This window comes from Pigmentiphaga sp. CHJ604 (assembly GCF_036972535.1).
Classification (GTDB): Bacteria; Pseudomonadota; Gammaproteobacteria; order Burkholderiales; family Burkholderiaceae_B; genus Pigmentiphaga; species Pigmentiphaga daeguensis.
This window is the reverse complement of sequence record NZ_CP136998.1, coordinates 1,170,951-1,196,025: the sequence shown is the minus strand read 5'-3', so window position 1 is coordinate 1,196,025 and position 25,075 is coordinate 1,170,951. Positions and strand designations below refer to the sequence as shown.

Below are 25,075 nucleotides of genomic sequence, written 5' to 3'. Positions count from 1 at the left end.
CTGGATATGGATGAGAATAAAAATTCATTTTCCAAAGCATATCGCTTTCCGCATACTGCCAGGAGACCACACCAAGGAGACATCGAGATGCCGAGACCCCTGCGCGCGCTGGGCGCCCTTGCCCTGGCCTGTTCGTGCGCCAGCGCCTACGCCTGGCCCGACCGCCCCATCACCTTCATCGTCCCCTACACCCCCGCCACCGGCATCGACCTGGTGGCTCGCCAGCTCTCCACCCAGCTGGGCAAGACCCTGGGCCAGCCCATCGTGGTCGAGAACGTGGCCGGCGCCAGCGGCAACATCGGCAGCGAGCGCGCCGCCCGCGCCGCCCCCGACGGCTACACCTTCATGGTGCAGGTCAATACCCTGGTCATGAACCGCAGCCTGTACAAGTCGCTGCCCTACGACCCGGTGGCCGACTTCGACCCCGTGGCGCTGACCTCGTGGGGCACGCTGCTGCTGGTGTCGCCCACGTCGCGCAAGCCCGGCACGGTGGCCGAACTGGTGGCCGCGGCCAAGGCGGCCCCCGGCAAGCTGACCTACGCCACCCCGGGCGTGGGCACGCCCCACCACCTGTCCATGGCGCTGTTCCTGCAACAGACCGGCGCCGAGATGATGCACGTGCCCTACAAGGGCACGGCGGGCGCCGTCACCGACATCCTGGGCGGACGCATAGACGCGATGTTCCTGCCCGTGCACGTGGCCCTGCCGCAGATCAAGGGCGGCAAGCTCAAGGCCATCGCCACCGGCAGCGCGAAACGCCTGGCGCAGTTGCCCGGCGTGCCGACCCTGGAGGAAGCGGGCATCAAGGGCGGCAACGTGGACATGTGGTACGGCGTCTTCGCGCCCAAGGGCACGCCGCCCGAGATCATCGCCCGCATGAACAAGGAAATCTCGCAGGCGCTGCAATCGCCCGCCACGGCCTCGGCATTCGAGTCCCAGGGCATGGTGCCGGCCACCGCCTCGCCGGCGGAATTCGGCAAGCTCGTCGCCAAGGATGCCCAGCGCTGGGCGGACGTGGTGAAGGCGGCGAACATCACCGCCGAATGAACCGCCGGGCGGCCGGGAATGCCGCCCGTGGCCTGTGGTATGGTGGGCCGGCGCGGGCCGAAATCCCCCACGGTCCTTGGGCTTGTTTCGGCCGCGAACGCCCCTATCCTCTCCTAGAGAATCATCCGGGAGGCCCACTTGGCCGATCTACAGACGCTGCTCGTGCTCTACGGGGCATGGCTGGTCTTCTTCAACGTGCTGCTGGAACAGGCGGGGCTGCCCATACCCGCCTATCCGCTGCTGGTCGTGGCCGGCGCGCTGGCCGCGCAGGACCAGCTTTCGTGGCCGCTGATCCTGGCCGGCACCGTGGCGGCCAGCCTGATCGCCGACAGCGCCTGGTACGCGGCCGGCCAGCGCCACGGCGCACGGCTGCTCAGCACCATCTGCCGCATCTCCCTGTCGCAGGACTCCTGCATACGCCAGACCCAGAGCCGCTACCTGCAGGTGGGGCCGCGCCTGCTGCTGGTGGCCAAGTTCCTGCCCGGCGCCGGCGCCCTGAGCACCGTGATGGCCGGCCTGACCCGCGCGCCCTACCGCACTTTCGTCGGCTACGAGATCGCCGGCACGCTGATCTGGGGCGGTTCGGCGGTCCTGCTGGGCGCGCTGTTCCATCCCGTGGTGGCGGACATCCTGCTGGCCATCGACCAGTACGGCCAGATGGGCCTGCTGTTCCTGGGCACGCTGCTGGCGCTGTACATCGCCTATCGGCTGGTCCAGCGGTGGCGGGTCATCAAGTACCTGCGCACCGTCCCCCGCCTGCCCGTGGACGAACTCGCGTCCTGGGAACGCGAGGGCCGGCGGCCGGTGCTGCTGGATGTGCGGCCCCAGCCCGAAGATCCCCTGCCGGGCGCCATCGCCGTCGACGTGCACGCGCCCCTCGACCAGTTGCAGCTCGGTCCCTACGACACCGACATCGTGGTGTACTGCGCCTGCCCCAACGAAGTCTCGGCGGCCTTGCTGGCGACCAAGCTGCGCGCGGCGGGCTATACCAATACCTGGGCGCTGCTGGGCGGGCACGATGCCTGGCGGGCCTACCGCGAAACGCCCGAATCCCCACTCGCTTCCCCGGCCACGGAGCAATCATGAGCGTACACGTCAAATCGAACATGCCCGGCGGCATGCGCTACACCATCTCCCTGGGCGCCCACGACGTGCCTCTGGACATGCCGGTCCCCAAGGGCGAAGGCCCGTCCCCGCACGACTACTTCGACGCCGCGCTGGGCGGCTGCAAGGCGCTGACGCTGATGGTGTACGCCAAGGGCAAGAACATCCCCCTGGACGGCGTCGAGGTGGAAATCGTGCGCGACGACAAGGACGAGCGGCGCGGGGAATACCGGTTGACCGCCCGCCTGGCGCTCAGCGGCGACCTGACCGACGAACAGGTGGCCGAGCTGCACGCCGTGGCCGACCGCTGCCCCGTCCACAAGCTGATGACCACCACCACGATCAAGATCGATACCGAGGTCGCGCGCGCCTGACCGGCCGGCTCAACTGGCGGCGATCCCCGCCCGCTTCAATAGTTGCCGCTGCTCGGCCTGCGCCACATCCTGCAGCCAGGCGACGAACGACTGGGCGGCGGGCCCCGCGTCGGGCGCGATGCCGTAGTAGTAGCGGTCCAGCGCCAGCCGCAGGTCCGGCAGGGGCGCCGCCAGGCGGCCCCTGGCCAGGTCGTGGCCCAGCAGCGACACCGGAGCCAGCGCCAGCCCCAATCCATCCAGCGCCGCCTGCATCACGAAATGCAGGTGATCGAACTGCAGCGTCTGCTGCTGCCGCGCACGCGGCCGGCCGACCTGCGTGAACCACGCCTCCCAGTCCGCGCGGCGGGAACGGGAATACAGCAGGACATGTCCGGCCAGGTCGGCGGGACGCCCGATCGGCCGTGCCCGCAACAGCTCCGGCGCTGCCACGACCAGGCCTTCGTCCTGCATGAAGGCGCGCGCCTCGATCGACGGGGGCCAGCCGCGGCGGCCGCGCCGGATGGCCACGTCGAAGCTCTCGAGCGCCTTCTCGGGCGCCAGGGTGCTGGTCACCACTTCCGGCTTGACCTGCGGATGGCGGGCCACGAAATCCGGCAGGCGCGGAATCAGCCAGCGCACCGCGAAGCTGGGGCGCACGTTGATCCGTACCGCCCGCGGCGCGCTGCGCCCGACGAAGACTCCGGCGGCGGCCGAGATGCTGGCCAGCGCGGGCGCGGTATCGGCCAGGAACTGCGCGCCCGCCGCCGTCAGCACGATCTGCCGCGTCCGGCGCTCGAACAGTTCCACGCCCAGGTAGTCCTCCAACTGGCGGACCTGGCGGCTGACCGCGCCATGGGTCACGCCCAGTTCCTGCCCGGCGCGGGTGAAACTCAGGTGGCGGGCGGCGGCGACGAAGGCCCGGACGGCATTGAGAGGCGGCGGACGATGGAGCATGCGTGCAATTTTCTCACGTGTCGCGCCAGTTTAAATCGTTTGTCGCCCTGTCACGCGAACGTCACCATGTCGGCCTATGTCCGATCCCGACATCGCCACCGCCGATCGCCATTCGCGCGACGCCTCCATCGTCCTGGGCCTGTGCCTGCCCGCCGATACCGTCCTCTATCTGCTGCTTCCCGTCCACGCGGGCCAATTCGGCATAAGCCTGGCGCAGGCCGGTGTGTTGCTGGCCGCCAATCGGCTGGTCCGGATAGCCGGCTATGGCTGGGTCGCCAGGCTGTACGCCGAGCGCGGCGATCGCGCCGTCTGCACGCTGGCGGCGCTGGCCTCGGCCTGCTGCGCGCTGGGCTATGCGCTGTTCCCGGGCTTCTGGCTGCTGCTGGCCGTCCGGCTGCTGTGGGGCCTGTCCTACGCGGCGCTGAACCTGTCCACCCTGGCGCTGGCCACCGCCAGCCTGTCCGGATCGGCGCAGCGCACCGGCCGCTCGCGCGCCCTGATCGCCGCGGGCCCCATGCTGGCCCTGCCGGCGGGCGCATGGCTGGCGGACCTGGCCGGACCGCGCTTCATCTTCTTCATTCTGGCCGCCCTCGCCCTGCTGGCCCTGCCGCTAGCGCGCCGCCTGCCCGCCCACCGCCGGCCCCGGAGCGCGCCGCAGCCCGCGCGCCGCATACGGCCACCAGGCAGCCTGGATGCCTGGTCCTTCATGGAAGGGCTGACGCTGGACGGCCTGTTCATCATCGGCCTGTCGCTGCTCGCGCAGGACGCACTGCCCGACTGGGCCCTGCTGGCGGCCGGCGTGCTGATGGCGCTGCGCTACCTGTCGGAGATCCTGCTCAGCCCGCTGGGCGGGCGCATCGCCGACCGCCTGGGCGCCGAACGCATGCTGGTGGTCCTGTCGCTGGCCACCTCGGCCGCGCTGGTGGGTTTCGGCGCCGGCTGGCTGTGGGCCTGCGCCTTCCTCATCGTCGTGCTGCGCGCCCTGCAACTGCCGCTGCTGGCCCCCATCGTCGCGCATCGCCACCCCGGCAACGAACGCATCCAGGCACTGGCCTCGCGCGCGGTCTGGCGCGACATCGGCGCAGGCACGGGGCCGATGCTGGCCGGCCTGCTGCTGCCGGCCGCCCCCGCCGTGCTGGTCTACGGCGGGGCCGCCCTGCTCTTGTCGGCCGCGGCGCTGGCCTGCCTGCGCCGCCCCTGATCCGGCGCGGCCCGCATCAATCGATGCGGATGCCCGTCTGCCGCACGATCTGCCCGTAGCGCTCGACCTCCCGGGCCATCATGGCCGCCAGGTCGGCCGGCGTGCCGGTCTGGATCTCGAAGCCCTGCATGGCGAATTTCTGCATGACGTCCGCATCCCGCAACGCGCGGTTCATCGCCGCATTGATGCGCGCGACGGTCGCCTCCGGCGTCCCCGCCGGGGCGAACAGGGCCAGGCCGCTCGGCACGTCGACGCCCGGCATGCCGGCCTCCGCCATGGACGGCACGCCCGGCACCAGCGCCGACTCGGCCGCCGTCGTCAGCGCCAGCGCGCGCAGCTTGCCCTCGCGGATCTGCGGCACGACGGCGACGTCGGCGATCATGAAGTCCACCTGGTTGCCCAACAGCGCGACCACCGCCGGCCCTACGCCCTTGAACGGCACGTGCGTGAACGACACGCCGGCGGAGCGCGCGATGATTTCGGTTACCAGGTGGGGCGCGGCGCCGTTGCCGCTGGAGGCATAGCTCAGCCGCCCCGGCTGCCTGCGCGCCGCCTCCAGCAGGTCCTTCAGCGACTTCGCCGGCGAGGCGGGATGGACCACCACGATGAACGGCGAGACGGTCATGTTGCCGACCGGCGCGAAACCGCGCAGCGCGTCGTAGGGCAGCTTCCTGTAGAGCGCCTGCGAACTGGCGTGGGTGATCGGCCCCGTCACGTACAAGGTGTAGCCGTCGGGCGCGGAGGAAGCGACGTAGGCGGCGCCGATCGTGGTGCCGGCGCCGGGCTTGTTCTCGACATAGACCGGCTGGCGGAACTCGTCGGCCAGCCTGGCCGCGAGAATGCGGGCCGCCACGTCGGTCGAACCACCCGGCGGAAAGGGCACCACGATCTTGACAGGCTTGGCCGGATATTCCTGGGCGTGAAGACCCGCCATCGGCAACAACGCGGCCAGCGCCAGCGCCGCGATGCGGCGCGCGCCCATCATGCCTGCCTCCCGGCGGCGTCCATCCGGGTCTGCTCCCGGACCACCTCGATGCCCGCCCCGCGCAGCAACTGGTCGATGCGGCGGATCTCTTCGACGCGCGGCTCGGGCATGGGCGGACGCATGCGCGGCGACTCGATCAGGCCCCGCAGCCAGGTCGCGATCTTGTAGCGCACGTGCAGCCGGCCGGGCTCGGCGTAGATGTATTCGTGCAGGCGCGCCAGGCCCGCGTCCCAGATGCGGCGCGCGGCGACGAGGTCATTGGCGCGCATCGCCTCGATGTGGTCCAGCATGGGCTCCAGCGCATAGTTCCACGAGCCGCTGATGGTGCCGTCGAAATTGCCGCTGGCCAGGTACTCGTGGAAGAAATGCGCGCTCGAGCACAGCAGCGCGACGCCGGGCGCCTGGTCGCGCATGGCCCGCGCAAGGATGCGGTGGCCCTGGTAGGCGTAGGTCGTCTTCCAGCCCACGATGTTGGGCACCTCGCGGCAGAATTTCAGCGTGGGTTCCAGGGGCAGGCCCAGTCCCCAGGGCTGCGACGCGTTGGTGATGGGGTGGGTGAAGATGGGCAGGTCCACGGCCTCGTCCTGCGCCTTGATCTGGTCCAGCCACACCTCCGGATAGCGGACCGAGTCCCAGGCGATGGCCACGTCCATGGAACCGGCCGGCGGCACCACGAAGATGCCCTGGGCACCCAGCGCCTTCGCGTCGAGCGCCGTCTGCACGGTCTCCGCGGTGGTCCAGGCGAAGGTGCCGGCCAGCACCGGCATCCGGCCCGCGGCTTCCTCCATCACGATTTCCAGCACCCGCCGCTTTTCCTCGCGGGTCAGGTAGAAGGCTTCGCCCGCCTCGGGATTGGCGATGAGGCCGCCCTCGGCGGCGAACCTCGGTTGTTGCAGGTAATAGCGCACCAGCCGGCGCAGGCCCGGCTCGTCGATGCCGAGGTCGTCCCGCAGCGGCAGGACCAGCGCCGTGTAGAGGCGGCGTGCGATGGGATGGAGGGAGGTGTTGCTCAACGGAAGCTCCTGAAAGAAAGAATGGGACGGTGCATCATTCGGGGGTGATGCCCGCATCGGTGATGATCTGTTTCCACTTGCGCCGGTCGCGCGCGACGCGTTCGGCGAAGGCCGCGCTGGTGCCGCCCGCGGGGTCGGCCGCCAGGCTGGTGATCTCGGTGCGCAGGTCGGGCGACGCGATCGCGGCGTTGAGCACGCCGTTGAGCCGCTCGACGATGGGCGCGGGCGTGCCCGCCGGCGCCCACAGGCCGAAATAGGCTTCCATGTCGAAGCCCGGCACGCCGGCCTCGATCAGCGTCGGCACCTCCGGTAGCACCGGCGTGCGCTTGCGCCCGGCCACGGCCAGCGCGCGGATGCGCCCGCCCTTGAGCACCGCCAGCGCGGACACGGCGCTGTCGAACATCATCGTCAACTGGCCGCCTATCAGGTCCTGCACGGCCAGCGACATGCCCTTGTAGGGAATGTGCGTCATCTCGACGCCGGCGGCGCGCTTGAAGGCCTCGCCGTTCAGGTGCGCCAGGGTGCCCACGCCGGCCGAACCGAAATTGTTGTCGGCGCCGCGGCTTTTCATCAGCTTGACCAGCGAGGCCACGTCCTGGATGCCCGAAGCGCTGGATACCAGCAGCACGCTCTTGCCGTTGGCGATCTCGACGATGGGCGCGAAGCTCTTCTCGGGATCGTAGGGCAGCGAGGACTTGATGGCGGCGGCCAGGGAATGGGTGCTGGTGGTGGACAGCAGCAGGGTGTAGCCATCGGGCGCCGCACGGGCTACCGCCGCCGCGCCGATGATGCCGCCCGCGCCGGGCTTGTTCTCGACCGCCACCGGCTGGCCCAGCGATTCGCTCATCTTGCGTGCGACCAGCCGCGCCATCACGTCGGCCGCGCCGCCCGGCGGGAACGGCACCTGCAGCAGGATGGGCCGGACGGGATAGGCATCGCCGCGCGCCACGGCCGGCGCGAGCAAGGCTCCGCCCGCGACCTTCAACAATTGACGTCGATCCATGTTCGTTTCCAAGAAGGAAGAAGAAAGGTGGGCCGGCCGCGCCGGCCCCGGTCACTTCGGAGGCTGCCTGCCGCTCTGCTCCAGCGTGCCGCCGTGGCCCCAGGTGCTCTCGTAGTCGGGGCGGCTGCCCTCGGCCAGGAACCGGCGCTCCAGCTCCATCACTTTCGGGATGCCGGACAGGGTCTTGTAGTCGGCCGGCCCGTCCGGGCAGGCGTTGACCTGGGCGGCCCAGTCGGCCAGCGCCGCCTGGCCGCGCCGGCGGAAATCGTGCAGCACGCGCCAGGCGGCCTGCATCCCCGACGAGGCCGCGATGGTCGGGTACAGCACCACCCGCAGGCCGAGATCGCGGTACTCCTCCAGCGTCGGCGCCGGCCCCTGCCCGCCCCAGATGGTCAGCACCGGGACGGGAATCTCGCGGCAGGCGATCTTCAGTTGCTCGCGGCTTTGCACCGAATTGAGCCAGACCAGATCCACGCCGCCCTGCTCGGCATAGGCGACGCAGCGGTTCAGCGCGGACTCGAAGGTCTCGCCGGCGGCCCCGAGCGCGTCGCAGCGCGCGCACACCACGAATTCCCTGTCGATCTCGTCGCGGGCGGCGACGGCCGCGCGGTACTTGCCCACGGCTTCGTCCACCGGAATGCAGCGGCGGCCGGCACTGGTCCCGGACTTCTTGGGCGCCTCCTGGTCCTCGATCTGCAATCCCGCCACGCCGGCCCGCACCGCTTCCTGCACCGCATACCAGACGTTGACCGCATTGCCGAAGCCCGTGTCGAAGTCGAGGAAGATGGGGATGTCGGTCCGGGCCGCCACGTGCCGCGCATGATCGACCACGTCGCGCATGCCCATCACGCCGGTGTCGGGATATCCGTACAGGAACGCGCACAGTTGCGAGCCGGCGATGAAATAACTTTCAAAGCCCGCGTCCTGCGCGATGCGGGCCAGCAGGGGGCTGAAGCCGCCGGGCATGACCAGTAGTTCGTCCCTGGCCAGTAGTTCGCGGAATTGGCGCCGCTTGGCTGTCGCCTCGTTCATCGTCCCGTCTCCCGTCGCCCCGTCCGGCCTGGCCGGCGGGTGCATTTGTGCTGCTTGCGGGAAATTCTAGGAACAGCCTTTTAATTTGTCTAATATATCTCTTATATCTATTGATTTAGGTTACTTATGAATCTCTCGATCCGGCATTTCAAGGCTTTTCTTTCCGTGGTGCATACTCGCAGCTTCACGCGCGCGGCGGAGCAGATGCACATCAGCCAGCCCGGCCTGAGCCTGATGATGCAGGACATGGAGGGCCAGCTGGCGTGCCGGCTGTTCGAGCGCACCACGCGTTCGGTCCACCTGACCGCGGCCGGCCAGCGGCTGGTGCCCGTGGCCCAGCACGTGGTGGACGAAGTGGAAACCATCGCCCCCGTCCTCAGCCAGCTCTCGGAAGAGCGGCGGCGCACGCTGCGCGTGGGCGCCACGCCCATATTCTCCGCCAGCGTGATGCCGCACGTATACATGAAGCTGCGCGTCACCCAGCCCACGCTGGACCTGCATGTGTTCGACCTGCCCAAGCCCGAGGTCGAACGCCGCGTGCGCAGCGGGGAACTCGATTGCGGGCTGGGCATCTTCCCGCGGCACGTGCCCGAGGTCTCGCGGCGCCCGCTGTTCGAGTTCGACTTCCTGTACGTGGAATGCCGCAACGCCCCGCTGCGCCTGAAGGCGCAGGGCAGGGCCCGGCGCATACGTTGGGACGACCTGCCCGACGTGCCCTTCGTGGAGCTGCACCCCACCTCGGAACTCCAGCAACTGATCGACAAGCGCAAGGCCGCGTCCAGGCGCCTGCGGCCGGAGGGCGGCATCCGGATGAACAATCTGGAATCGCTGATCGGCATGGCGGCGGCCGGCGTCGGTCCCACCATCGTTCCGTCCTTCGCCGCGCCGGTCGGACCCGACGTGCCGGTCGTCACCGCGCTGCTGACCGACCCCGTGCTGTCGCTGGGCTTTCACCTCATCACCAAGCGCGGAAGGGAACAGCCTGCGGTCCTGGAGGCGTTCACCGGCACGCTGCTGGAGGTGATCGCCGAACGCGGGGAACGCACTTACGGGACGCCGGAAAACTGACGTTCCGCTGAACGGCCGGAGGAACGGAAACTCGACATCCCTTCAACGAAAATTCGACGCACGCCCGACCATACTGGCGCCGTTCTGTCGTTCCCTCCGAGTGTTCCATGGATGTCCAACACGATCTGGATGGCTTCGGCCCGGCGCTGCCCGGCGTGGTCCTGCCTCTGCCCGAGGCAGCCGCGCCCAGGGATTCCGCCTTCCACGATGCCCATGTCAGCTGCGTCCTGCCCTGCCTGAACGAAGCCCGCAACCTGCGCGAACTGCTTCCCCTCTTGCGAGCCCGCCTCGACACGCTGTGCCGAAGCTGGGAGATCATTGTGGTGGACGACGGCAGCACCGACGAGACCCCTGAACTCATGGCCCGCTGGAGCCAGGTCCCCGGCTTCCGCTACCTGCAGCTGTCGCGCAACTTCGGCAAGGAAGCCGCGCTCAGCGCCGGGCTGGAATCGGCGGACGGCGACGTCGTCATCAGCATGGACGCCGACCTGCAGCACTCGCCCGACCTGATCGACAGGATGCTGGTCAAGTGGGCCGCCGGCGCGGACATGGTCTACGCGGTGCGCAGCCATCGCGACGACGAGCCGGCGCTCAAGCGCCTGGGCTCGCGGCTGTTCTACCGGCTGCTCAGCTCGCACGGCCGCGTCAACGTCCCGGCGCATGCCGGCGACTTCCGGCTGATGGACCGCCGCGTCGTCGACGCCCTGATCGCCCTGCCCGAACGCACCCGCTTCATGAAGGGCCTGTACGCCTGGGTCGGGTTCAAGGCCGAGCCGCTGCCCTACGTTCCCGCCGACCGTGCCCACGGCAGCAGCCACTTCCGGCCGCTGCAGCTCGGGCGCCTGGCCCTGGACGGGCTGACCGCCTTCACCACCTGGCCGCTGCGCATGGCGAGCCTCGTGGGTGGGCTCTTCGCGGCGCTGTCCATCGCCTATGGCTGCTACGTGGTGGGTGAATACCTGGTCAAGGGCAACATCGTCGCCGGCTGGACCACCATCGTCGCCGCCCTGCTGTTCTTCGCCGGACTGAACCTGATCTCGCTGGGCATCGTGGGCGAGTACGTCGCCCGCATCTTCGACGAGGTCAAGGGCCGGCCGCTGTACGTGGTCCGTTCTCGCCGCGGCACGGGGACGCGCAGCCGCCGCGCAGGCATGCGATGAAAAATGGCCCCCACGCTTGCCGCTGCGCGGCTGCGCTGCCCCCCAAGGGGGCGTTTTCATCTTGGGGCGGCCCGGCGATGAAAAATATGGCCCCCACGCTTGCCGCTGCGCGGCTGCGCTGCCCCCCAAGGGGGCGTTTTCATCTTGGGGCGGCCCGGCGATGAAAAATGACCCCCACGCTTGCCGCTGCGCGGCTGCGCTGCCCCCCAAGGGGGCGTTTTCATCTTGGGGCGGCCCGGCGATGAAAAGAACCAGCCTGTTCTTTGCCGCCATCGCGGCGTGGCTTGCCATGCTGTCCTGGGTGCGGCCGCTGATGCTGCCCGACGAGGGCCGCTATGCCGGCGTCGCCTGGGAAATGCTGCGCAGCCACTCCCATGCCGTGCCGCTCTTGAACGGCATGCCCTATTTCCACAAGCCGCCGCTGTTCTACTGGCTGGCCGAGGCCTCGTTCTCGGTGTTCGGGCTGAACGAGTTCGCGGCCCGCCTGCCCTCGGTCCTGGCGGCCTGGCTGGCGGCGGTCGGCCTGTACCTGTTCCTGCGCCGGCGGCGCGACGTCGGCACCGCCGCGGTCGCCGCGCTGATCCTGGTCACCCTGCCCTTCTTCTACGGTGCCGCGCAATTCGCCAACCTCGACATGCTGGTGGCCAGCCTGATCTCGCTGTGCATCCTGGCGGGCGCGGAAGCCCTGCTGCGCGCGCGGGAAGGCGGCTCCGCCCGCGGCATGATGCTGGCCTGCGCGGTGCTGGCCGGACTGGCCGTGCTGGCCAAGGGCCTGATAGGCGTCGCGCTGCCGGCCGCCGTCCTGATGCTCTGGGTGGCATCGGCGCGCCGCTGGACCGAGCTGCGGGTCCTGCTGTGGCCGCCCGCCATCGGCGTCTTCCTGCTCGTGGCGGTGCCCTGGTTCTGGCTGATGCAGCTGCGCTATCCGGAGTTCTCCCACTACTTCTTCATCTACCAGCAGTTCGAGCGATTCTCCGCCGGCGGCTTCAACAACGTGCAGCCGGCCTGGTTCTACCTGCCCGTGCTTGCCGGGTTGGCGCTGCCCTGGTCGGCCTGGGCCGCCGGCCTGTTCGACAAGCGCTTCTGGACCGCGCCCCGCGGCGAGCTGCGGCGGCTGGCGCTGGTCTGGCTGGCCGTGATCCTGGCCTTCTTCTCCATCCCCAGCTCCAAGCTCATCGGCTACATCGTGCCGGCGCTGCCCGCCTTCGCCTTCCTGCTGGCCGAGGTCGTCATGTCGGTCCGGCGCAGCGGCCGCAGCCTGCGCTGGCGGCGCCTGTTCCCCTTGTCCGTCATGGGCGCCGCCACGCTGTGCGGCGCCGCCATGGCCGCGGCCGCCGCCTATTCCCACCATGGTCCCAAGGCCCTGGCCATCGACATCGGCGCCCGCCTGCGGCCGGGCGACACGCTGGTGGCCCTGCACGAGTATCCCTTCCAATTGCAGCTCTACTCCCGCTCTCCCGCGCCCATCTGGGTCGTGGACGACTGGCTCGACCCGCAGATCCCCCTGCGCGACAACTGGCGCAAGGAACTCTACGACGCGGCGCACTTCGACCCGGTGCAGGGCCAGCAGGTGCTGCTGTCGGACCGTCTGCTGCGCGAGCGCCTGTGCGGGGCCCCCGCGGGAACGCGCTACTGGATCTGGGGCAGCGCCGACGACGCCACGCGCAAGCCGCTGCTGGCAAGCCGGCAGCCCGTGCTGGGCGAAGGGCGCAGCCGCGTATGGCTGGTCGAGGCCGGCGATGGGCTCATGCGCCAGGCGTGCGGCGAAACGCCCATAGCCGGCTTGCAATGAAGGTACCCGCCGCGATCCCCACCAACACCGCTGCCAGCAAGACGTCATAACGCACCGAGGACACATGGAGCAGCCAGGCATAGGCCAGTTCATTGATTGCGAAGCCGCCGGCGGATACGAGGAAAAACCTCGCCGCGGCGCGCTGCCACGCACGCGGCGGGTGCCGGAACGTGAACCGCAGGTGACCCGTGAACGATACGCAGAATGCGGCCAGCCAGCCCACCACGTTGGCCCGCAGGGGCACGAGGTGCAGGGCTTCGACGCACGCCACAGCCACGATCCAATGGGTGGCCGCCGCCAGGCAGCCGACGGCGGCGAAACGCAGGATCTGTCCGGCAAGCAGGCGCATGGATGGCCATCCAACGGAAACGTGATGAACGGACCGCCATTATCCGGCAGGCGCATCGTCGTGTGCGCGGACGATTTCGGCATGGACGCATCGGTCGACCTGGCCATCCTCACCCTGGCCGCGCGCAGGCGCGTCAGCGCGGCCAGCTGCATGACGCTGGGACCCAGTTTCGGCACCTATGCCGGCCTGCTCGGCGACACCGGCATCGAGACCGGCCTGCATGTGGACTTCACCGCCTTCTTCGACACGCCCGCCGAACGCCTGTCGCTGTCCGCGCTGATTGCCCGCAGCTACGCGGGCCTGCTCGACGACGCCTGGATCGATGCACGACTGGCCCGGCAGTTCGATGCCTTCGAGCAGGCCTTCGGCCGCCCGCCCGCCTACGTCGACGGCCACCAGCACGTGCACCAGCTGCCCCACATCCGCACCCGCCTGGTCGCCTTGCTGACGCGGCGCTATGCCCACGCCCTGCCGTGGCTGCGCTCTACCCGCGCGGCGCAGTTGCCCGGCATGCCGCGTCCGCCGCGCCTGAAGGCCCGCGCCATTTCCGCGCTGGGGGCCGCCGGACTGTCCCGGCTCGCGCACGGCCACGGGCTGCGGACCAACGAGCGCCTGCTGGGCGTGTACGGCTTCGAGGGCGGCGAGCAGCACTATGCCGCGCTGGTCCGCAAATGGTTGCGCCATGCTCGCGACCGGGACGTGCTGATGTGCCATCCGGCGGTCGCGCCGGTGCCCGACGATCCTCCCGGCGGGCAGCGCGTGGCCGAGTACCGGGTGCTGGCCGGCCCGGCCTTCCTGCGCTGGCTGGACGAGGAAGGCCTGCGGGTGGGGCCGTTGGCCTGAGAGGCGCGCCGCGGCCGGCTCAGCGCCTGGCGAACGGCAGGCTGCGCGCGTTCTCGATGGTGATGCTGATGGGCGACGGGCCCCGCAGATCCAGGCACAACGACTTGAACAACTCGATCGAGTTCATCAGCACGTTCTTCTTGTGGACGATGCCGATGTCCACCAGGATGGGCCGGCCCGCACAGCGCAGCAGGCTCAGCCTGCGGCTGGCCACCTCGTCGGCCAGCGCGTAGACCGGCATCAGCGCGACACCGGAGCTGATGGAGACGATGCGCTTGATGAACTGGGCGTCGTTGGACTCGGTCAGGACGGACGGATAGCCGCCGTCCGGCAGGAACAGTTCGTCCGTGATGGCCCGCGTGCCGCTGCCCGGCTGGAACAGAACGAACGGAAACTCCCGCAACTGGTCCAGCGAAACGGTCCCGCGCTTGGCCAACGGATGGCCGCTGCGGACGATGAACGCGTGCTCGGTGCTGCCCAGCGCCACCCGCACCATCTGGCTGCTGCCCTCGGCCAGCGGACCGAACGCCACGTCGGCCGTCCCGACCTGCACCCGCCTGACGGCGGCCTCGGCGCTTTCGGTGGCGGTGAAGATCAGTTCTATGCCCGGGTACTTCTCGATGAAGGCCTCGCACAGGTCGCCCAGCACGTAGACGATGGACAACGTGGTGGCCGCGATGCGCAGCGTGCCCGTGACCGGCCCCGTCTTGGAGCGCTCGAAGCGTGCCTCCAGCGCCATGATCTCGGCGCGTATCTTCTGCGCCGAGGCCAGCACCGCCAGCCCCGCCGGGGAAGGATAGACCTTGGGCCGGGCCCGGATCAGCAAGGTTTCGTCGAGCTCGGCCTCGAGGTGGCGCACCTGGTGGCTGAGCGCCGACTGGGTCAAGCCTAGCTGGGCCGCCGCCTCGCCGAAACTGCCGGTGTCGGCGATGGCCTGCAGCGCTCTGAGTTGCTTCAATTCCATGGCGGTATCGCGTAAGTCGTCCGGGAAAGCGCATGAAGCGCACCGGCATTTTGGCATCGATCGCCCCCCGCGGGCGCACCACCGCCGTGCATGAAAAGAATTCATCGCATGCCGCAGGAAATCGCGTTGACGGGCCTCTCGGCCCGCCTCTAACCTCGATCCGCCTCGCCATCCCATCCACCCTTATCGCCGCCTTCGCGGGCTCGCGTCCCGCGAACGAAGCACGGCAATGGAGTCAACATGCTCAGGACCCTCGTCAACGCCGGTTCCCGCTCCCTGCAAAGAAAGCGCCGCGCCGTCCTCGCGGCCGCCGCGCTCGCCTGCCTGGCCACGCCGGCCATGGGACAGGCCCAGCAGGTCACGCTGCGCGCCGTCAGTTCCTTTGACGAGAAGACCTTTTTCTCCCGCCACTTCGAGCGCTTCGTGGAGAAGGTCAACCGGGAAGGCAAGGGCCTGGTGCAGATCAACTATATCGGCGGCCCCAAGGCCATCCCGCCGTTCGAGGTGGGCAACGCCGTGCGCAACAAGGTGGTCGACCTCGCCAACGTGACCGGCGTGTTCTACACCAACATCGTGCCCGAGGCCATCGCCATGTCCTACACCGACCTGACGACCCGGGAACTGCGCGAGAACGGCGCCATCGACTACATGAACACGCTGCTGGCGCCCAAGGGCCTGACCTACCTTGCCCGGCTCAGCGACGGCGTGCCTTATCACATCTATACCAACAAGGGCTTCACCGGCGACCTCAAGGGCCAGAAGATGCGCATCACGCCGGTCTACCGGGACCTCTTCCTGAGCCTGGGCAGCACGGTGGTGCAGACCGCGCCGGGCGAGCTCTACACCGCGCTCGAGCGCGGCGTGGTGGACGGCTACGGCTGGCCCATCGCCGGCATCTTCGACCTGGGCTGGCAGGAAAAGACCAGGTACCGCGTGGATCCCGGCTTCTATGGCTCGGAGAACGGCATCCTGATGAACCTGTCGTCCTGGAAGAACCTCACCCAGGCCCAGCGCGATTTCCTGCAGAAGCAATTCGCATGGGCCGAGGAACAGAACGCCACCTACAAGGACGAGGTCGCCGCCGAGACCAGGCGCCAGGCCGAGGCGGGCGTCAAGACCATCGCCCTGTCGCCGGAAGACAGCCGCAAGCTGCTGGATGCCGCCCGCGACGCCGCCTGGAAGCGGATGGCCGAGGTCAGCCCCGCGCACGCGGCCAAGCTGAAGTCGCTGTTCTCGCGCCCCTGATCCGCCATGCAGACGATTTCCCGCGCCTACGGGCATCTGCTTTATCTCTGTTTCTCCCTGGCCTGCCTGATCCTGCTGGCGATGACCGTCATGATCTGCGCCGACGTGTTCACCCGCAACACCGGCCTGGCCGACCTGTCCTGGAGCAACGAGATATCGGAAACGATGCTCTCCGCCATGACCATGCTGGCCGCGCCCTGGCTGCTGCGCCAGGGCCAGCACATCCGGGTCGACATCCTGCTGCAGGCGCTGCCGGCGCGCGCCGGCTGGGTGTGCGAGTGGGTGGCCGACCTGCTCGGCTTCGCCTGCAGCGTCGCCCTGGCCTGCTACGGCTGGCTGGTCACCCACGAAAGCTACCTGGGCGGCGGCATGATCACCAAGACGCTCGTGACGCCGGAATGGTGGGGTACCGCGCCCTGGGTGCTGAGCTTTTCCCTGCTGTCGATCGAGTTCCTGTTCCGCATGGACCGGTTGCGCAGGTCCGAACACCGGCCCCGGCATGATGCCGTGTCGGCCAGCTAGGAGGCGCCCATGACCTGGCAACAAGCCTCGCTGCTGCTGTTCGGCGGCTCCACCGCCCTGCTGTTCCTCGGCCTGCCGGTGGCTTTCTCCTTCCTGGTCATCAACCTGGCCGGGGCACTGCTGTTCCTGGGCGGCGAGCCCGGCCTGGGCCAGCTGGTGCGCAACGGCTCGGCCTCCATCACCAGCTTCTCGCTCACGCCCATCCCGCTGTTCGTCCTGATGGGCGAGGTCCTGTTCCACACCGGCGTCGCGCTCAAGGTGATCGACGGCATCGAGCGCCTGATCCGCCGCATGCCCGCGCGGCTGGCGGTGGTCGCGGTCGTGGCCGGCACGATCTTCTCGGCCATCTCGGGCTCCACCATCGCGACCACGGCCATGCTGGGCAGCCTGATGCTGCCGCTCATGCTCCAGCGCGGCTACCACCCGACCATGGCCTGCGGTCCCATCATGGCCATCGGCGCGGTCGACATGCTGATCCCGCCCTCGGCCATCACCGTGCTGCTGGGTTCGCTGTCCGGCATCTCGATCTCCAAGCTGCTGGTGGGAGGCGTCACTCCCGGCTTCATCCTGAGCCTGTCGTTCATCGCCTACATCGTGGTCCGCGCCAGCCTGCGGCCCGCCATCGCGCCCAACGGCCCGCTGGACGAACACCGGGGCTGGGAGCGCGTGCGGCCCTTCCTGGTGTACGTGCTGCCGCTGGCGACGATCTTCGGCGTGGTGGTCGGCTCGATGATCGCCGGCTGGGCCACGCCCACGGAATCGGCCGCCCTGGGGTCGATGGCGACCATCCTCGTCACGGCCTGCTACCGGGCGCTGACGCCGGCCCGGCTGTTCGCCGCGCTCAAGGGCACGCTGGTGATATCGGCCATGATCCTGTTCATCATCCTGGGCGCCACCACCTTCTCGCAGATACTGAGCTTCTCGGGCGCGACCAGCGGCCTGGTGCAGACCGTGACCGGCACGGGGCTCTCCCCCATGGCCATCGTCGCGGGCATGCTGGCGCTGCTGATCTTCCTGGGCCTGTTCGTCGAGCAGATCTCCATGATGATGATCACGCTGCCGGTGTTCATGCCCATCGTCAATCAGCTGGGCATCGATACGGTCTGGTTCGGCATCATGTACCTGATCTGCATGCAGCTTGGCCTCCTGCTGCCTCCGCACGGCATGCTGCTGATGACCATGCGCGGCGTGGCCCCGGCCGAGGTCGGCATGACCGACATATTCAAGGCGGTCACTCCCTATGTGGCCATGACCGTGCTGTTGCTGGCGGCGATCTTCCTCTGGCCGTCGATAGCCACCTGGCTGCCGTCGAGGTTCTAGGAAAAGACCCGCTTCCGCGCGCCCGCCGCGCCCCGATCCCTCTTGTTCCGCGGCGGCTGTCCACCGACAGCCGCCAGGGACCCCTTTCATCTTTTTTCCGGAACGCTTATGGCAGAGCGATCATTCAAGCAGGAAGTCACGAAGCTGCGCCTGGGCGCGGGGCAGGAGTTCGAAGGCGAAGGCATCCTGGCCGTGACCAAGGCCCTGCTGCAATCCGGCGTCTCGTACGTCGGCGGCTACCAGGGCTCGCCCGTTTCCCATCTCATGGACGTCCTGGCCGATGCCAGCGAGATCCTGGACGAACTGGGCGTGCATTTCGAAAGCAGCGCCAGCGAGGCGACGGCGGCCGCCATGCTGGGGGCCTCGGTCCACTACCCGCTGCGCGGCGCCATTACCTTCAAGTCCACGGTCGGCACCAACGTGGCCTCGGATGCCCTGTCCAACCTCGCATCGGGCGGCGTGACCGGCGGCGCGCTCATCATCCTGGGCGAGGACTACGGCGAAGGCTCGAGCATCATCCAGGAGCGCTCCCACGCCTTCGCGATGAAGTCGCAGATGTGGCTGCTGGACCCCCGCCCCAACCTGCCTTCGCTGGTGCGCGCCGTGCAGCAGAGCTTCGACCTGTCCGAGGCCAGCAACACGCCGGTCATGCTGACGCTGCGCATCCGCGCCTGCCATGCGCACGGCCGCTTCGACGCCGCCGACAACAGGCGTCCCGCGTTCACGCTGAAGGACGCCATCGAGCAGCCCCGGCGCGACGTGGAGCGCATGGCCCTGGCGCCCGCCACCTTCGTGCACGAGCACGAGAAGATCGCGCAGCGCTGGAAGGCCGCCGAGGACTTCGTGCGCGAGCAAGGCCTGAACGAACGCTTCGACGGCGAGGCCCGCCATGTCGGCATCATCGTCCAGGGCGGCCTGTACAACACCCTGATGCGGGTGCTGGAGCTGATGGGGCTGGCCAACATCTATGGCGACACCGACATCCCCATCTACGTCATGAACGTGGTCTATCCCGTGGTGGAAAGCGAGGTGCTGGATTTCTGCCGGGACAAGGACGCGGTGCTGATGCTGGAGGAGGGCCAGCCCGAGTTCATCGAACAGGCGCTGCACACCATCCTGCGCCGCGCCGGCGCCGGAACCGTCCTGCACGGCAAGGACCTCCTGCCGCGCGCCGGGGAATACACGCCCCGGGTCGTGATGAAGGGGCTGCGCCGCTTCCTCGACCGCCACGCGCCCGAGCTGGCCGGGCGGCGGCCCTTGCCCGAGGGCGTGGCCCGGATGCTCGAACCCAGGATTCCGCCCATCGTGCCGTCCATGCCCGGCGTCGCGCTGGAGAAAGTGGACGAGGTCCTGCCGCGCCCCCCCTCCTTCTGCACGGGCTGCCCCGAACGCCCCATCTTCACCGCGATGAAAATGGTGGAGAACCGCATCGGCAAACACTACGTGAGCGCAGACATCGGCTGCCACCAGTTCGCCGCGCTGGCCCCGTTCAACATCGGCGCGACCTCGATGGGCTACGGCCTGGGCGCGGCCGGCGCGGCGGCGCTCAACACCGGCGAAACCGACCGGCGCACCATCAGCATCATGGGCGACGGCGGTTTCTGGCACAACGGGCTGACCTCGGGTATCGGCAACGCGGTCTTCAACCGCAGCAACAACGTCACGGTCATCGTCGACAACGGCTATTCGGCGGCAACGGGGGGCCAGGACATCCTGTCGTCCGCGGCCGACACCCCCACCCGTTCGACCCGCCACGGCATCGAGGCCGCGGTGCGGGGCGTCGGGGTCGAATGGGTCCGCACCGTCACCCATACCTACGACCTCCAGCAGATGCAGTCGGTCCTGAACGAAGCGCTCACCACCGACGAACCCGGCCCCAAGGTCGTCATCGCCCAGTCCGAGTGCATGCTGAACAAGCAGCGGCGGATCAAGCCGCGACAGCGCCAGATGGCCAAGGAAGGCCGGCGGGTGGTCAAGGAACAATTCGGCGTCGACCACGACACCTGTACCGGCGACCACTCCTGCATACGCCTGTCCGGCTGCCCCTCGCTGTCGATCAAGGACAACCCCGACCCGCTGCGCCGCGATCCGGTCGCCACCGTGCTGCCCAGCTGCGTGGGCTGCGGCCTGTGCGGCGAGGTCTCGCACGCGGCCGTGCTGTGCCCGTCGTTCTACCGGGCCGACGTGGTGACCAACCCCACCCGCCTCGAAACCCTGGGCGCGCGCCTGGCCGGAACGATCATCCGATTCCTGCAGCGCCGCCTTGCCAAGCAGGAGTACCGCCATGCCGCTTGAGGCAACCCCGCGCCCGATCAAGATCGCCATCCTCGCCATGGGCGGGGAAGGCGGCGGGGTGCTGGCCGACTGGATCGTGGCCACGGCCGAACACGCGGGCTTCCATGCCCAGTCCACGTCCGTACCCGGCGTCGCGCAGCGCACCGGCGCCACGATCTACTACGTGGAGGTCCTGCCCGGACCCCGCCACCGGACGCGTGCGCCCGTGCTCGGCCTGATGCCCGTTCCCGGCGACGTGGACGTGGTGATCGCCTCCGAGCTGATGGAGGCGGCCCGGGCGGTACAGCGTGGACTCGTGACGCCCGACAGGACCGTGCTGATCGCCTCGTCCAACCGTGTCTACGCCCTGCCCGAGAAGATGGCCATGGGCGACGGACGCAAGGACTATGCCTCGCTGTACGAGGCGGGCCGCGCGGCGGCCCGCGAATTCATCTGCCGCGACTATTCGGCCCTGGCCGAACGCAGCGGCAGTGTCATCAGCGCGACCCTGTTCGGCGCGCTGGCCGCCACCCGGGCGCTGCCCTGGGACCGGCAGGCCTTCGAAGCCGCCATCGAACGCGGCGGGATAGGCGTGGCCGCCAGCCTCCGGGCCTTCGACGCAGGCTTTCGCGCCCATGCCGACGGCCCCACGCCATCGCCCGGCGCCGCCTCGCCCGCGACCGACGCGGCCGTCGATCCCCGGCTCGCCACGCTGGACGCCCGCATCGGCCGGGAGTTTCCCGCCCCGCTCGGGGACATCCTGCGGGCAGGCATCGTGCGCGCCGCCGACTACCAGGATCCAGCCTATGCCGCCCTGTACCTGGACCGGCTGCGGCCCCTGCTGGATATCATCGGGGGCTCCGACCCGTCCTGCCGGCTGCTGCGCGAGACGGCGCGCCATCTCGCCTTGTGGATGACCTACGAGGACACCGTGCGCGTCGCCGAACTGAAGATCCGCGCCACCCGCTTCGACCGCGTCCGGCAGCAGCACGGGGCCAGCGCCGGCCAGGCACTCCACATCAACGAGTTCTTCCACCCCCGCCCGGAGGAAATCGCCGACATGCTGCCGGCCGGCCTTGGCCGTTGGCTGCTGGCCTCGCGCTGGGCCGGGCCGCTGCTGGCGCGCGCCACCCGCAAGGGCCGCGTCGTGCGCACGTCCAGCCTGCGCGGCTTCCTGCTGCTGTACGGCATCGCATCCTTCAAGCGGCTGCGGCCACGCTCGCTGCGGCAGGAACGCGAAACCGCCGGCATGCAGGACTGGCTGGACCTCGTCGTGCTGCTCGCCGCCGAGGACTACGACCTGGCTTGCGAGATCGCCGAATGCCCGCGCCTGATCAAGGGCTACGGCGACACCCACGCGCGCGGCCTGGGCAGCTACCGCAAGATCATGGCCGTACTGCCCGCCCTGCGTGGCCGCGGCGATGCCGCGCGTACCGTGGCCGGCCTGCGCGAGGCCGCGCTGGCCGACGACAGCGGCGAGCGGCTCGCCCGGCAGCTCTCGGGCATCGCGCACCAGGTGTGAGCATGAGGTCTAATTGAAAGCCGCGGCCATTCCCGCGCCCGCCCGCTCCATCCATCGAGGAAACCGCATGGGAACCATCCATGTCATGCCGGTCGAGATCGGCTTCAAGCACTGCGATCCCGCCGGCATCGTGTTCTATCCGCGCTACGTCGAGATCCTGAACGACACCGTCGAACACTGGCTCCGGCACGGCCTGGGGACCGGCTTCGCCGCCCTGCATGGCGAGCGGCACATCGCCATTCCCATCGTCAACCTGCAGGTCGATTTCCTGGCCCCGAGCCGGCTGGGAGAGGACATCGTCTCGGCACTGCGGATCGACGGCGTGGGGCGTACCTCGCTGAAGATCGCCATCGAACTGAGCCCCGCCGGCGACGACCAGCCGGTGCGCCTGCGCGCGGCGCTGGTCCTGGTGTTCATCGACATGCACACCACGCGGCCCATCGAGGTGCCCGAAGACGTGCGCCGCGCGATCGAGGCTGGCGGCTACTGGCAGGCCTGAGCGGACCCGGCGCCTAGCGCCTTGGTCCACGGTTACCGATTCCAGAGGCCGCGCTCCGGAAAATGTAACTCGGCCATCATGGCCAGCCGCCTTCCAGCCATGTGTATCCGTTCGCTAGCGGACGGACTGCCTTTCCCCGGCCCCGCCGCCTTCGCCCCGGGACTCGCAGGAGGCGTACCCCCTCATTCAGCCACTGTTCAGGCGCCTTTGTTGCGCCTGGAGCGGTTTCCCCCGCCCGCGCGGCGCGCTTTTCGCAGAAAAAACGGCGTGGGCTCTTTCTAACAATTGAGACATCCTGCAAACTTCCGATAACACACGCCCCCTATACTCGTTCGCGCAATTACAACGGGAAAAGCATGATTGTTTTCATTGCCATCATCGCTGCCATCTGCGTAGGGGTCATCGTGGTCAAGGCTCGCCAACGGGCGAAGGCTCGCGAGATCGCCCGCGAAAGGCATGGCAAGCAGTGCCCGAGCTGCGGCAAGTACGTGCATCCCGCCGCCGCTATTTGCAAGCACTGCTACGCCCGGCTGCCGGCGTCCAAGACCTAGGGTTTGCGGAATTTCAACAGGAAGCCATCGGCCTCTCCGATCGCGGCGTAGCGTTCGCGATCCTTGTCGCCCAGCCGGAAGGTAGGCGGCAGCGTCCACACCCCCGCCGGATGATCCTTGGTATCCCTGGGATTGGCCAGCGCCTCCGAGCTGCCGACGAAGACGAAGCCGGCCTGCCGGGCGAGCTGGATCGCGTAATCCTGCCGTACGTAGCCATCGGCGGCGCGCGGGTCCTGGGGCTTGTCGGCCCGGCCGCGGTGGGCCTCGATGCCCAGGATGCCGCCGGGCTTGAGGGCGCGGTAGAAGGCGGCCATCACCTCTTCGGCATAACCGTCGTTCATCCAGTTGTGCAGGTTGCGGAAGGTCAGCACGATGTCGGCGCTGCCCGGCGGGGCGATGTCGTAGCGCCCCTTGCCGAAGGCCGTCACCCGGACCCGGTCGTACCAGGCCGGATTGGCATCCAGCTTGGCGCGGAAATTCCGGTAGTACTCCTGGTAGTAGGCGCGCCCCCCGCCGTCCTGCGGATACTGGGCGGCGTAGTAGGTGCCGCGCGGCTTCAGGTACGGCGCCAGGATCTCGGTCCAGTAGCCGGCCCCGGGCGAGATCTCGACCACGGTGGCGTCCGGCCGCAGCTCGAAGAAGTGCAGGACCTCGTAAGGCTTGCGCGCGGCGTCCCGGGCGACGAAGGCCGGCGTGCGCGCCGGACTGGCGATGGCCTGCTTCAACGCGGTGTCCTCGCCGACCGGCGCGACGGCGCACCCCGCGCCGAGCAGCGACACGCCAACGACCGCGACCAAGGCTTTGAATGACATGCGAAAGGCTCCCATGGAGAAGGACCCTGCACCGGTGTCGGTGCGGTCCGTGGCTGCGCATACAATGACGCCGTTCCCCGTTTTAACACCGGCCCGCCCAGGCGGGCCATGCCCAGACCGCATATCGATCTGCGTTTCCCGTCGCGTCCCGTCCACGGCCGGAAAGCAGACCCCATCGGGGCGCGGCGCCTTTTTCCTTTCCCTCCATGATCTCAAACGCATGCGGCGTCGATTTCGGGACGTCCAACTCCACCGTCGGCTGGCACCGGCCCGCCGCTCCCTCCCTGCTGCCGCTGGAAGACGGGCAGCCCACCTTTCCCTCGGCGGTCTTCTTCCACGCCGAGGACATCGAGACCAGCTTCGGCCGCGCGGCGGTCCGGGACTACCTGGAAGGCTATGACGGCCGGTTGATGCGGGCGCTGAAAAGCCTGCTGGGCACGCCGCTCATGGAAGGCCACACCGAGGTCCAGGGCCGGGCGCTGCCCTTCCGCCTGCTGCTCTCGCGTTTCATCGGAGAACTCAAGCGGCGCGCCGAGCACGCGGCCGGCAGGACTCTCGACCAGGCGGTGTTCGGCCGCCCCGTCTTCTTCGTCGACGACGATCCGCGCGCGGACGCCAAGGCGCAGGAGACCCTGGCGGAGATCGCCCGCGAGGTAGGCTTCCGCCACGTCGAATTCCAATACGAGCCGATGGCGGCAGCCTTCGACTACGAATCGCAGATCGCCGGCGAGGAACTGGTCCTGGTGGTGGACATCGGGGGCGGCACGTCGGACTTCACGCTGATACGCCTGAATCCCGCGCGCGCAGCCGCCGCCGAGCGGCGCGAGGACATCCTCGCCAACGGCGGCGTCCACATCGGCGGCACCGACTTCGACAAGTACCTGAGCCTGCGCACCGTGATGCCGCTGCTGGGCCTGGGCAGCCGCCTGACCAGCGGCAAGGAGATGCCCTCGACGCCCTACTTCAACCTGGCATCGTGGCACACCATCAACCAGGTCTATGCCCGCAAGTCGGCCACCATGCTGGCCGAACTGTTCCACGAATCGGCCGAGAAGGACAAGCTCGCCCGGCTGCTGGAACTGGTCAAGGAGCGCGCGGGCCACTGGGTGGCTTTCCAGGTCGAGGAAGCGAAGATCGCGCTGGCCGCCGCGCCCGAGGCCCGGATGGACCTGGGCCGCGTCGAGCCCGGGTTGATCCAGGTGGCGACGCGCGCCGACCTGGATGCCGCCATCGAACACCTGGTGGACCGGATAGGCAGGACGATCGCCGAGCTGCTGGACACCGCCGGCATCGCCGCGCGGGCGGTCGATACGGTGTTCTTCACGGGGGGATCGAGCAGCGTACCGCTGCTGCGCAACCGGGTCGCCTCGCTGCTGCCCGCGGCGCGCGCGGTCCAGGGAGACACGTTCGGCAGCATAGGAACGGGCCTGGCCCTGGACGCCGCGCGGCGCCTGGGGTGAGA

24 protein-coding genes are annotated in these 25,075 nt (G+C 69.1%); 16 read left to right on the top strand and 8 right to left on the bottom strand.

Annotated elements, in window-relative coordinates:
• Positions 1-87: 87 nt before the first annotated feature.
• The 3 genes from R4823_RS05815 to R4823_RS05805 all read left to right on the top strand — a co-directional run bounded on the left by R4823_RS05815 (position 88) and on the right by R4823_RS05805 (position 2,525).
• Positions 88-1,047 (top strand): tripartite tricarboxylate transporter substrate binding protein, encoded by a 960-nt coding sequence (locus R4823_RS05815; protein ID WP_338617905.1) that lies wholly within the window; start codon positions 88-90, stop codon positions 1,045-1,047.
• Between the two features lie 138 nt (positions 1,048-1,185).
• A complete protein-coding gene (locus R4823_RS05810; protein ID WP_087837125.1) occupies positions 1,186-2,133 on the top strand; it encodes a DedA family protein/thiosulfate sulfurtransferase GlpE in 948 nt (315 codons plus the stop codon).
• Positions 2,130-2,525 (top strand): OsmC family protein, encoded by a 396-nt coding sequence (locus R4823_RS05805; protein ID WP_087837126.1) that lies wholly within the window; start codon positions 2,130-2,132, stop codon positions 2,523-2,525. The genes R4823_RS05810 and R4823_RS05805 overlap by 4 nt, the downstream gene beginning before the upstream one ends.
• A 9-nt stretch (positions 2,526-2,534) precedes the next feature.
• Here the strand turns inward: R4823_RS05805 and R4823_RS05800 are convergent, their stop codons facing one another.
• Positions 2,535-3,458, bottom strand: coding sequence for a LysR substrate-binding domain-containing protein (locus R4823_RS05800; RefSeq protein WP_087837127.1), 924 nt, complete (start codon positions 3,456-3,458; stop codon positions 2,535-2,537).
• A 76-nt stretch (positions 3,459-3,534) separates the two neighbouring features.
• Here R4823_RS05800 and R4823_RS05795 point away from each other — a divergent pair, with 76 nt between their 5' ends.
• On the top strand, positions 3,535-4,659 hold the full coding sequence (locus R4823_RS05795) for an MFS transporter (RefSeq protein ID WP_132979170.1): 1,125 nt from the start codon (positions 3,535-3,537) through the stop codon (positions 4,657-4,659).
• A gap of 16 nt (positions 4,660-4,675) precedes the next feature.
• Here the strand turns inward: R4823_RS05795 and R4823_RS05790 are convergent, their stop codons facing one another.
• From R4823_RS05790 to R4823_RS05775, 4 genes are read right to left on the bottom strand one after another with little or no spacing between them, the layout of a single operon-like run.
• Positions 4,676-5,644 carry a tripartite tricarboxylate transporter substrate binding protein gene (locus R4823_RS05790; protein ID WP_087837129.1) on the bottom strand — a complete coding sequence of 323 codons (969 nt, stop codon included), beginning with the start codon at positions 5,642-5,644 and terminating at the stop codon, positions 4,676-4,678.
• Entirely contained in the window at positions 5,641-6,657 is a 1,017-nt protein-coding gene (locus R4823_RS05785) for a dihydrodipicolinate synthase family protein (protein WP_243724403.1), read from the bottom strand. The genes R4823_RS05790 and R4823_RS05785 overlap by 4 nt, the downstream gene beginning before the upstream one ends.
• Before the next feature lie 34 nt (positions 6,658-6,691).
• The gene (locus tag R4823_RS05780; RefSeq protein WP_087837131.1) at positions 6,692-7,660 is read right to left on the bottom strand and encodes a tripartite tricarboxylate transporter substrate binding protein; all 969 of its coding nucleotides are present in this window, start codon (positions 7,658-7,660) and stop codon (positions 6,692-6,694) included.
• Positions 7,661-7,711: 51 nt separating this feature from the next.
• Complete coding sequence (locus R4823_RS05775; RefSeq protein WP_165963040.1) at positions 7,712-8,692, bottom strand: isocitrate lyase/PEP mutase family protein; 981 nt, start codon at positions 8,690-8,692, stop codon at positions 7,712-7,714.
• 126 nt (positions 8,693-8,818) lie between these two features.
• On the opposite strand from R4823_RS05775, the gene R4823_RS05770 reads away from it, so the two are divergent.
• The 3 genes from R4823_RS05770 (at position 8,819) to R4823_RS05760 (ending at position 12,712) form a co-directional block, all read left to right on the top strand.
• A complete protein-coding gene (locus R4823_RS05770) occupies positions 8,819-9,760 on the top strand; it encodes a LysR family transcriptional regulator (protein WP_087837133.1) in 942 nt (313 codons plus the stop codon).
• A gap of 107 nt (positions 9,761-9,867) precedes the next feature.
• On the top strand, positions 9,868-10,920 hold the full coding sequence (locus R4823_RS05765) for a glycosyltransferase family 2 protein (protein ID WP_087837134.1): 1,053 nt from the start codon (positions 9,868-9,870) through the stop codon (positions 10,918-10,920).
• 241 nt (positions 10,921-11,161) lie between these two features.
• The gene (locus R4823_RS05760) at positions 11,162-12,712 is read left to right on the top strand and encodes a glycosyltransferase family 39 protein (RefSeq protein WP_338617887.1); all 1,551 of its coding nucleotides are present in this window, start codon (positions 11,162-11,164) and stop codon (positions 12,710-12,712) included.
• Here the strand turns inward: R4823_RS05760 and R4823_RS05755 are convergent.
• On the bottom strand, positions 12,666-13,061 hold the full coding sequence (locus R4823_RS05755; RefSeq protein WP_338617885.1) for a GtrA family protein: 396 nt from the start codon (positions 13,059-13,061) through the stop codon (positions 12,666-12,668). The two genes, R4823_RS05760 and R4823_RS05755, sit on opposite strands and share 47 nt — an antisense overlap.
• 24 nt (positions 13,062-13,085) lie before the next feature.
• Between R4823_RS05755 and R4823_RS05750 the strand changes: the two genes are divergently transcribed.
• Positions 13,086-13,904 carry a ChbG/HpnK family deacetylase gene (locus tag R4823_RS05750; protein ID WP_338617883.1) on the top strand — a complete coding sequence of 273 codons (819 nt, stop codon included), beginning with the start codon at positions 13,086-13,088 and terminating at the stop codon, positions 13,902-13,904.
• Between the two features lie 19 nt (positions 13,905-13,923).
• Here R4823_RS05750 and R4823_RS05745 read toward each other — a convergent pair whose 3' ends face one another.
• Positions 13,924-14,868: a LysR family transcriptional regulator gene (locus tag R4823_RS05745; protein ID WP_338617880.1), complete on the bottom strand. Its 945-nt coding sequence runs from the start codon at positions 14,866-14,868 to the stop codon at positions 13,924-13,926.
• Between the two features lie 240 nt (positions 14,869-15,108).
• Between R4823_RS05745 and dctP the strand changes: the two genes are divergently transcribed.
• The 7 genes from dctP to R4823_RS05710 all read left to right on the top strand — a co-directional run bounded on the left by dctP (position 15,109) and on the right by R4823_RS05710 (position 22,801).
• Positions 15,109-16,113, top strand: coding sequence for a TRAP transporter substrate-binding protein DctP (gene dctP, locus R4823_RS05740; protein ID WP_338617876.1), 1,005 nt, complete (start codon positions 15,109-15,111; stop codon positions 16,111-16,113).
• A gap of 6 nt (positions 16,114-16,119) precedes the next feature.
• On the top strand, positions 16,120-16,635 hold the full coding sequence (locus R4823_RS05735) for a TRAP transporter small permease (RefSeq protein WP_338617875.1): 516 nt from the start codon (positions 16,120-16,122) through the stop codon (positions 16,633-16,635).
• A gap of 9 nt (positions 16,636-16,644) precedes the next feature.
• Entirely contained in the window at positions 16,645-17,955 is a 1,311-nt protein-coding gene (locus tag R4823_RS05730) for a TRAP transporter large permease subunit (RefSeq protein ID WP_338617872.1), read from the top strand.
• 108 nt (positions 17,956-18,063) lie between these two features.
• A complete protein-coding gene (locus R4823_RS05725; protein WP_338617871.1) occupies positions 18,064-20,250 on the top strand; it encodes an indolepyruvate ferredoxin oxidoreductase subunit alpha in 2,187 nt (728 codons plus the stop codon).
• Positions 20,240-21,751 (top strand): indolepyruvate oxidoreductase subunit beta family protein, encoded by a 1,512-nt coding sequence (locus tag R4823_RS05720; protein WP_338617869.1) that lies wholly within the window; start codon positions 20,240-20,242, stop codon positions 21,749-21,751. The genes R4823_RS05725 and R4823_RS05720 overlap by 11 nt, the downstream gene beginning before the upstream one ends.
• Before the next feature lie 67 nt (positions 21,752-21,818).
• Complete coding sequence (locus R4823_RS05715) at positions 21,819-22,250, top strand: thioesterase family protein (protein ID WP_338617867.1); 432 nt, start codon at positions 21,819-21,821, stop codon at positions 22,248-22,250.
• Positions 22,251-22,606: 356 nt separating this feature from the next.
• Positions 22,607-22,801, top strand: a complete 195-nt coding sequence (locus R4823_RS05710) for a zinc ribbon domain-containing protein (RefSeq protein ID WP_087837146.1) — start codon at positions 22,607-22,609, stop codon at positions 22,799-22,801.
• On the opposite strand, the gene R4823_RS05705 is transcribed toward R4823_RS05710, so the two are convergent.
• On the bottom strand, positions 22,798-23,613 hold the full coding sequence (locus R4823_RS05705) for a methyltransferase (protein ID WP_338617860.1): 816 nt from the start codon (positions 23,611-23,613) through the stop codon (positions 22,798-22,800). The genes R4823_RS05710 and R4823_RS05705 overlap by 4 nt on opposite strands.
• 206 nt (positions 23,614-23,819) lie before the next feature.
• Here R4823_RS05705 and R4823_RS05700 point away from each other — a divergent pair, with 206 nt between their 5' ends.
• Positions 23,820-25,073 carry an Hsp70 family protein gene (locus R4823_RS05700; protein ID WP_338617858.1) on the top strand — a complete coding sequence of 418 codons (1,254 nt, stop codon included), beginning with the start codon at positions 23,820-23,822 and terminating at the stop codon, positions 25,071-25,073.
• Positions 25,074-25,075 lie beyond the last annotated feature (2 nt).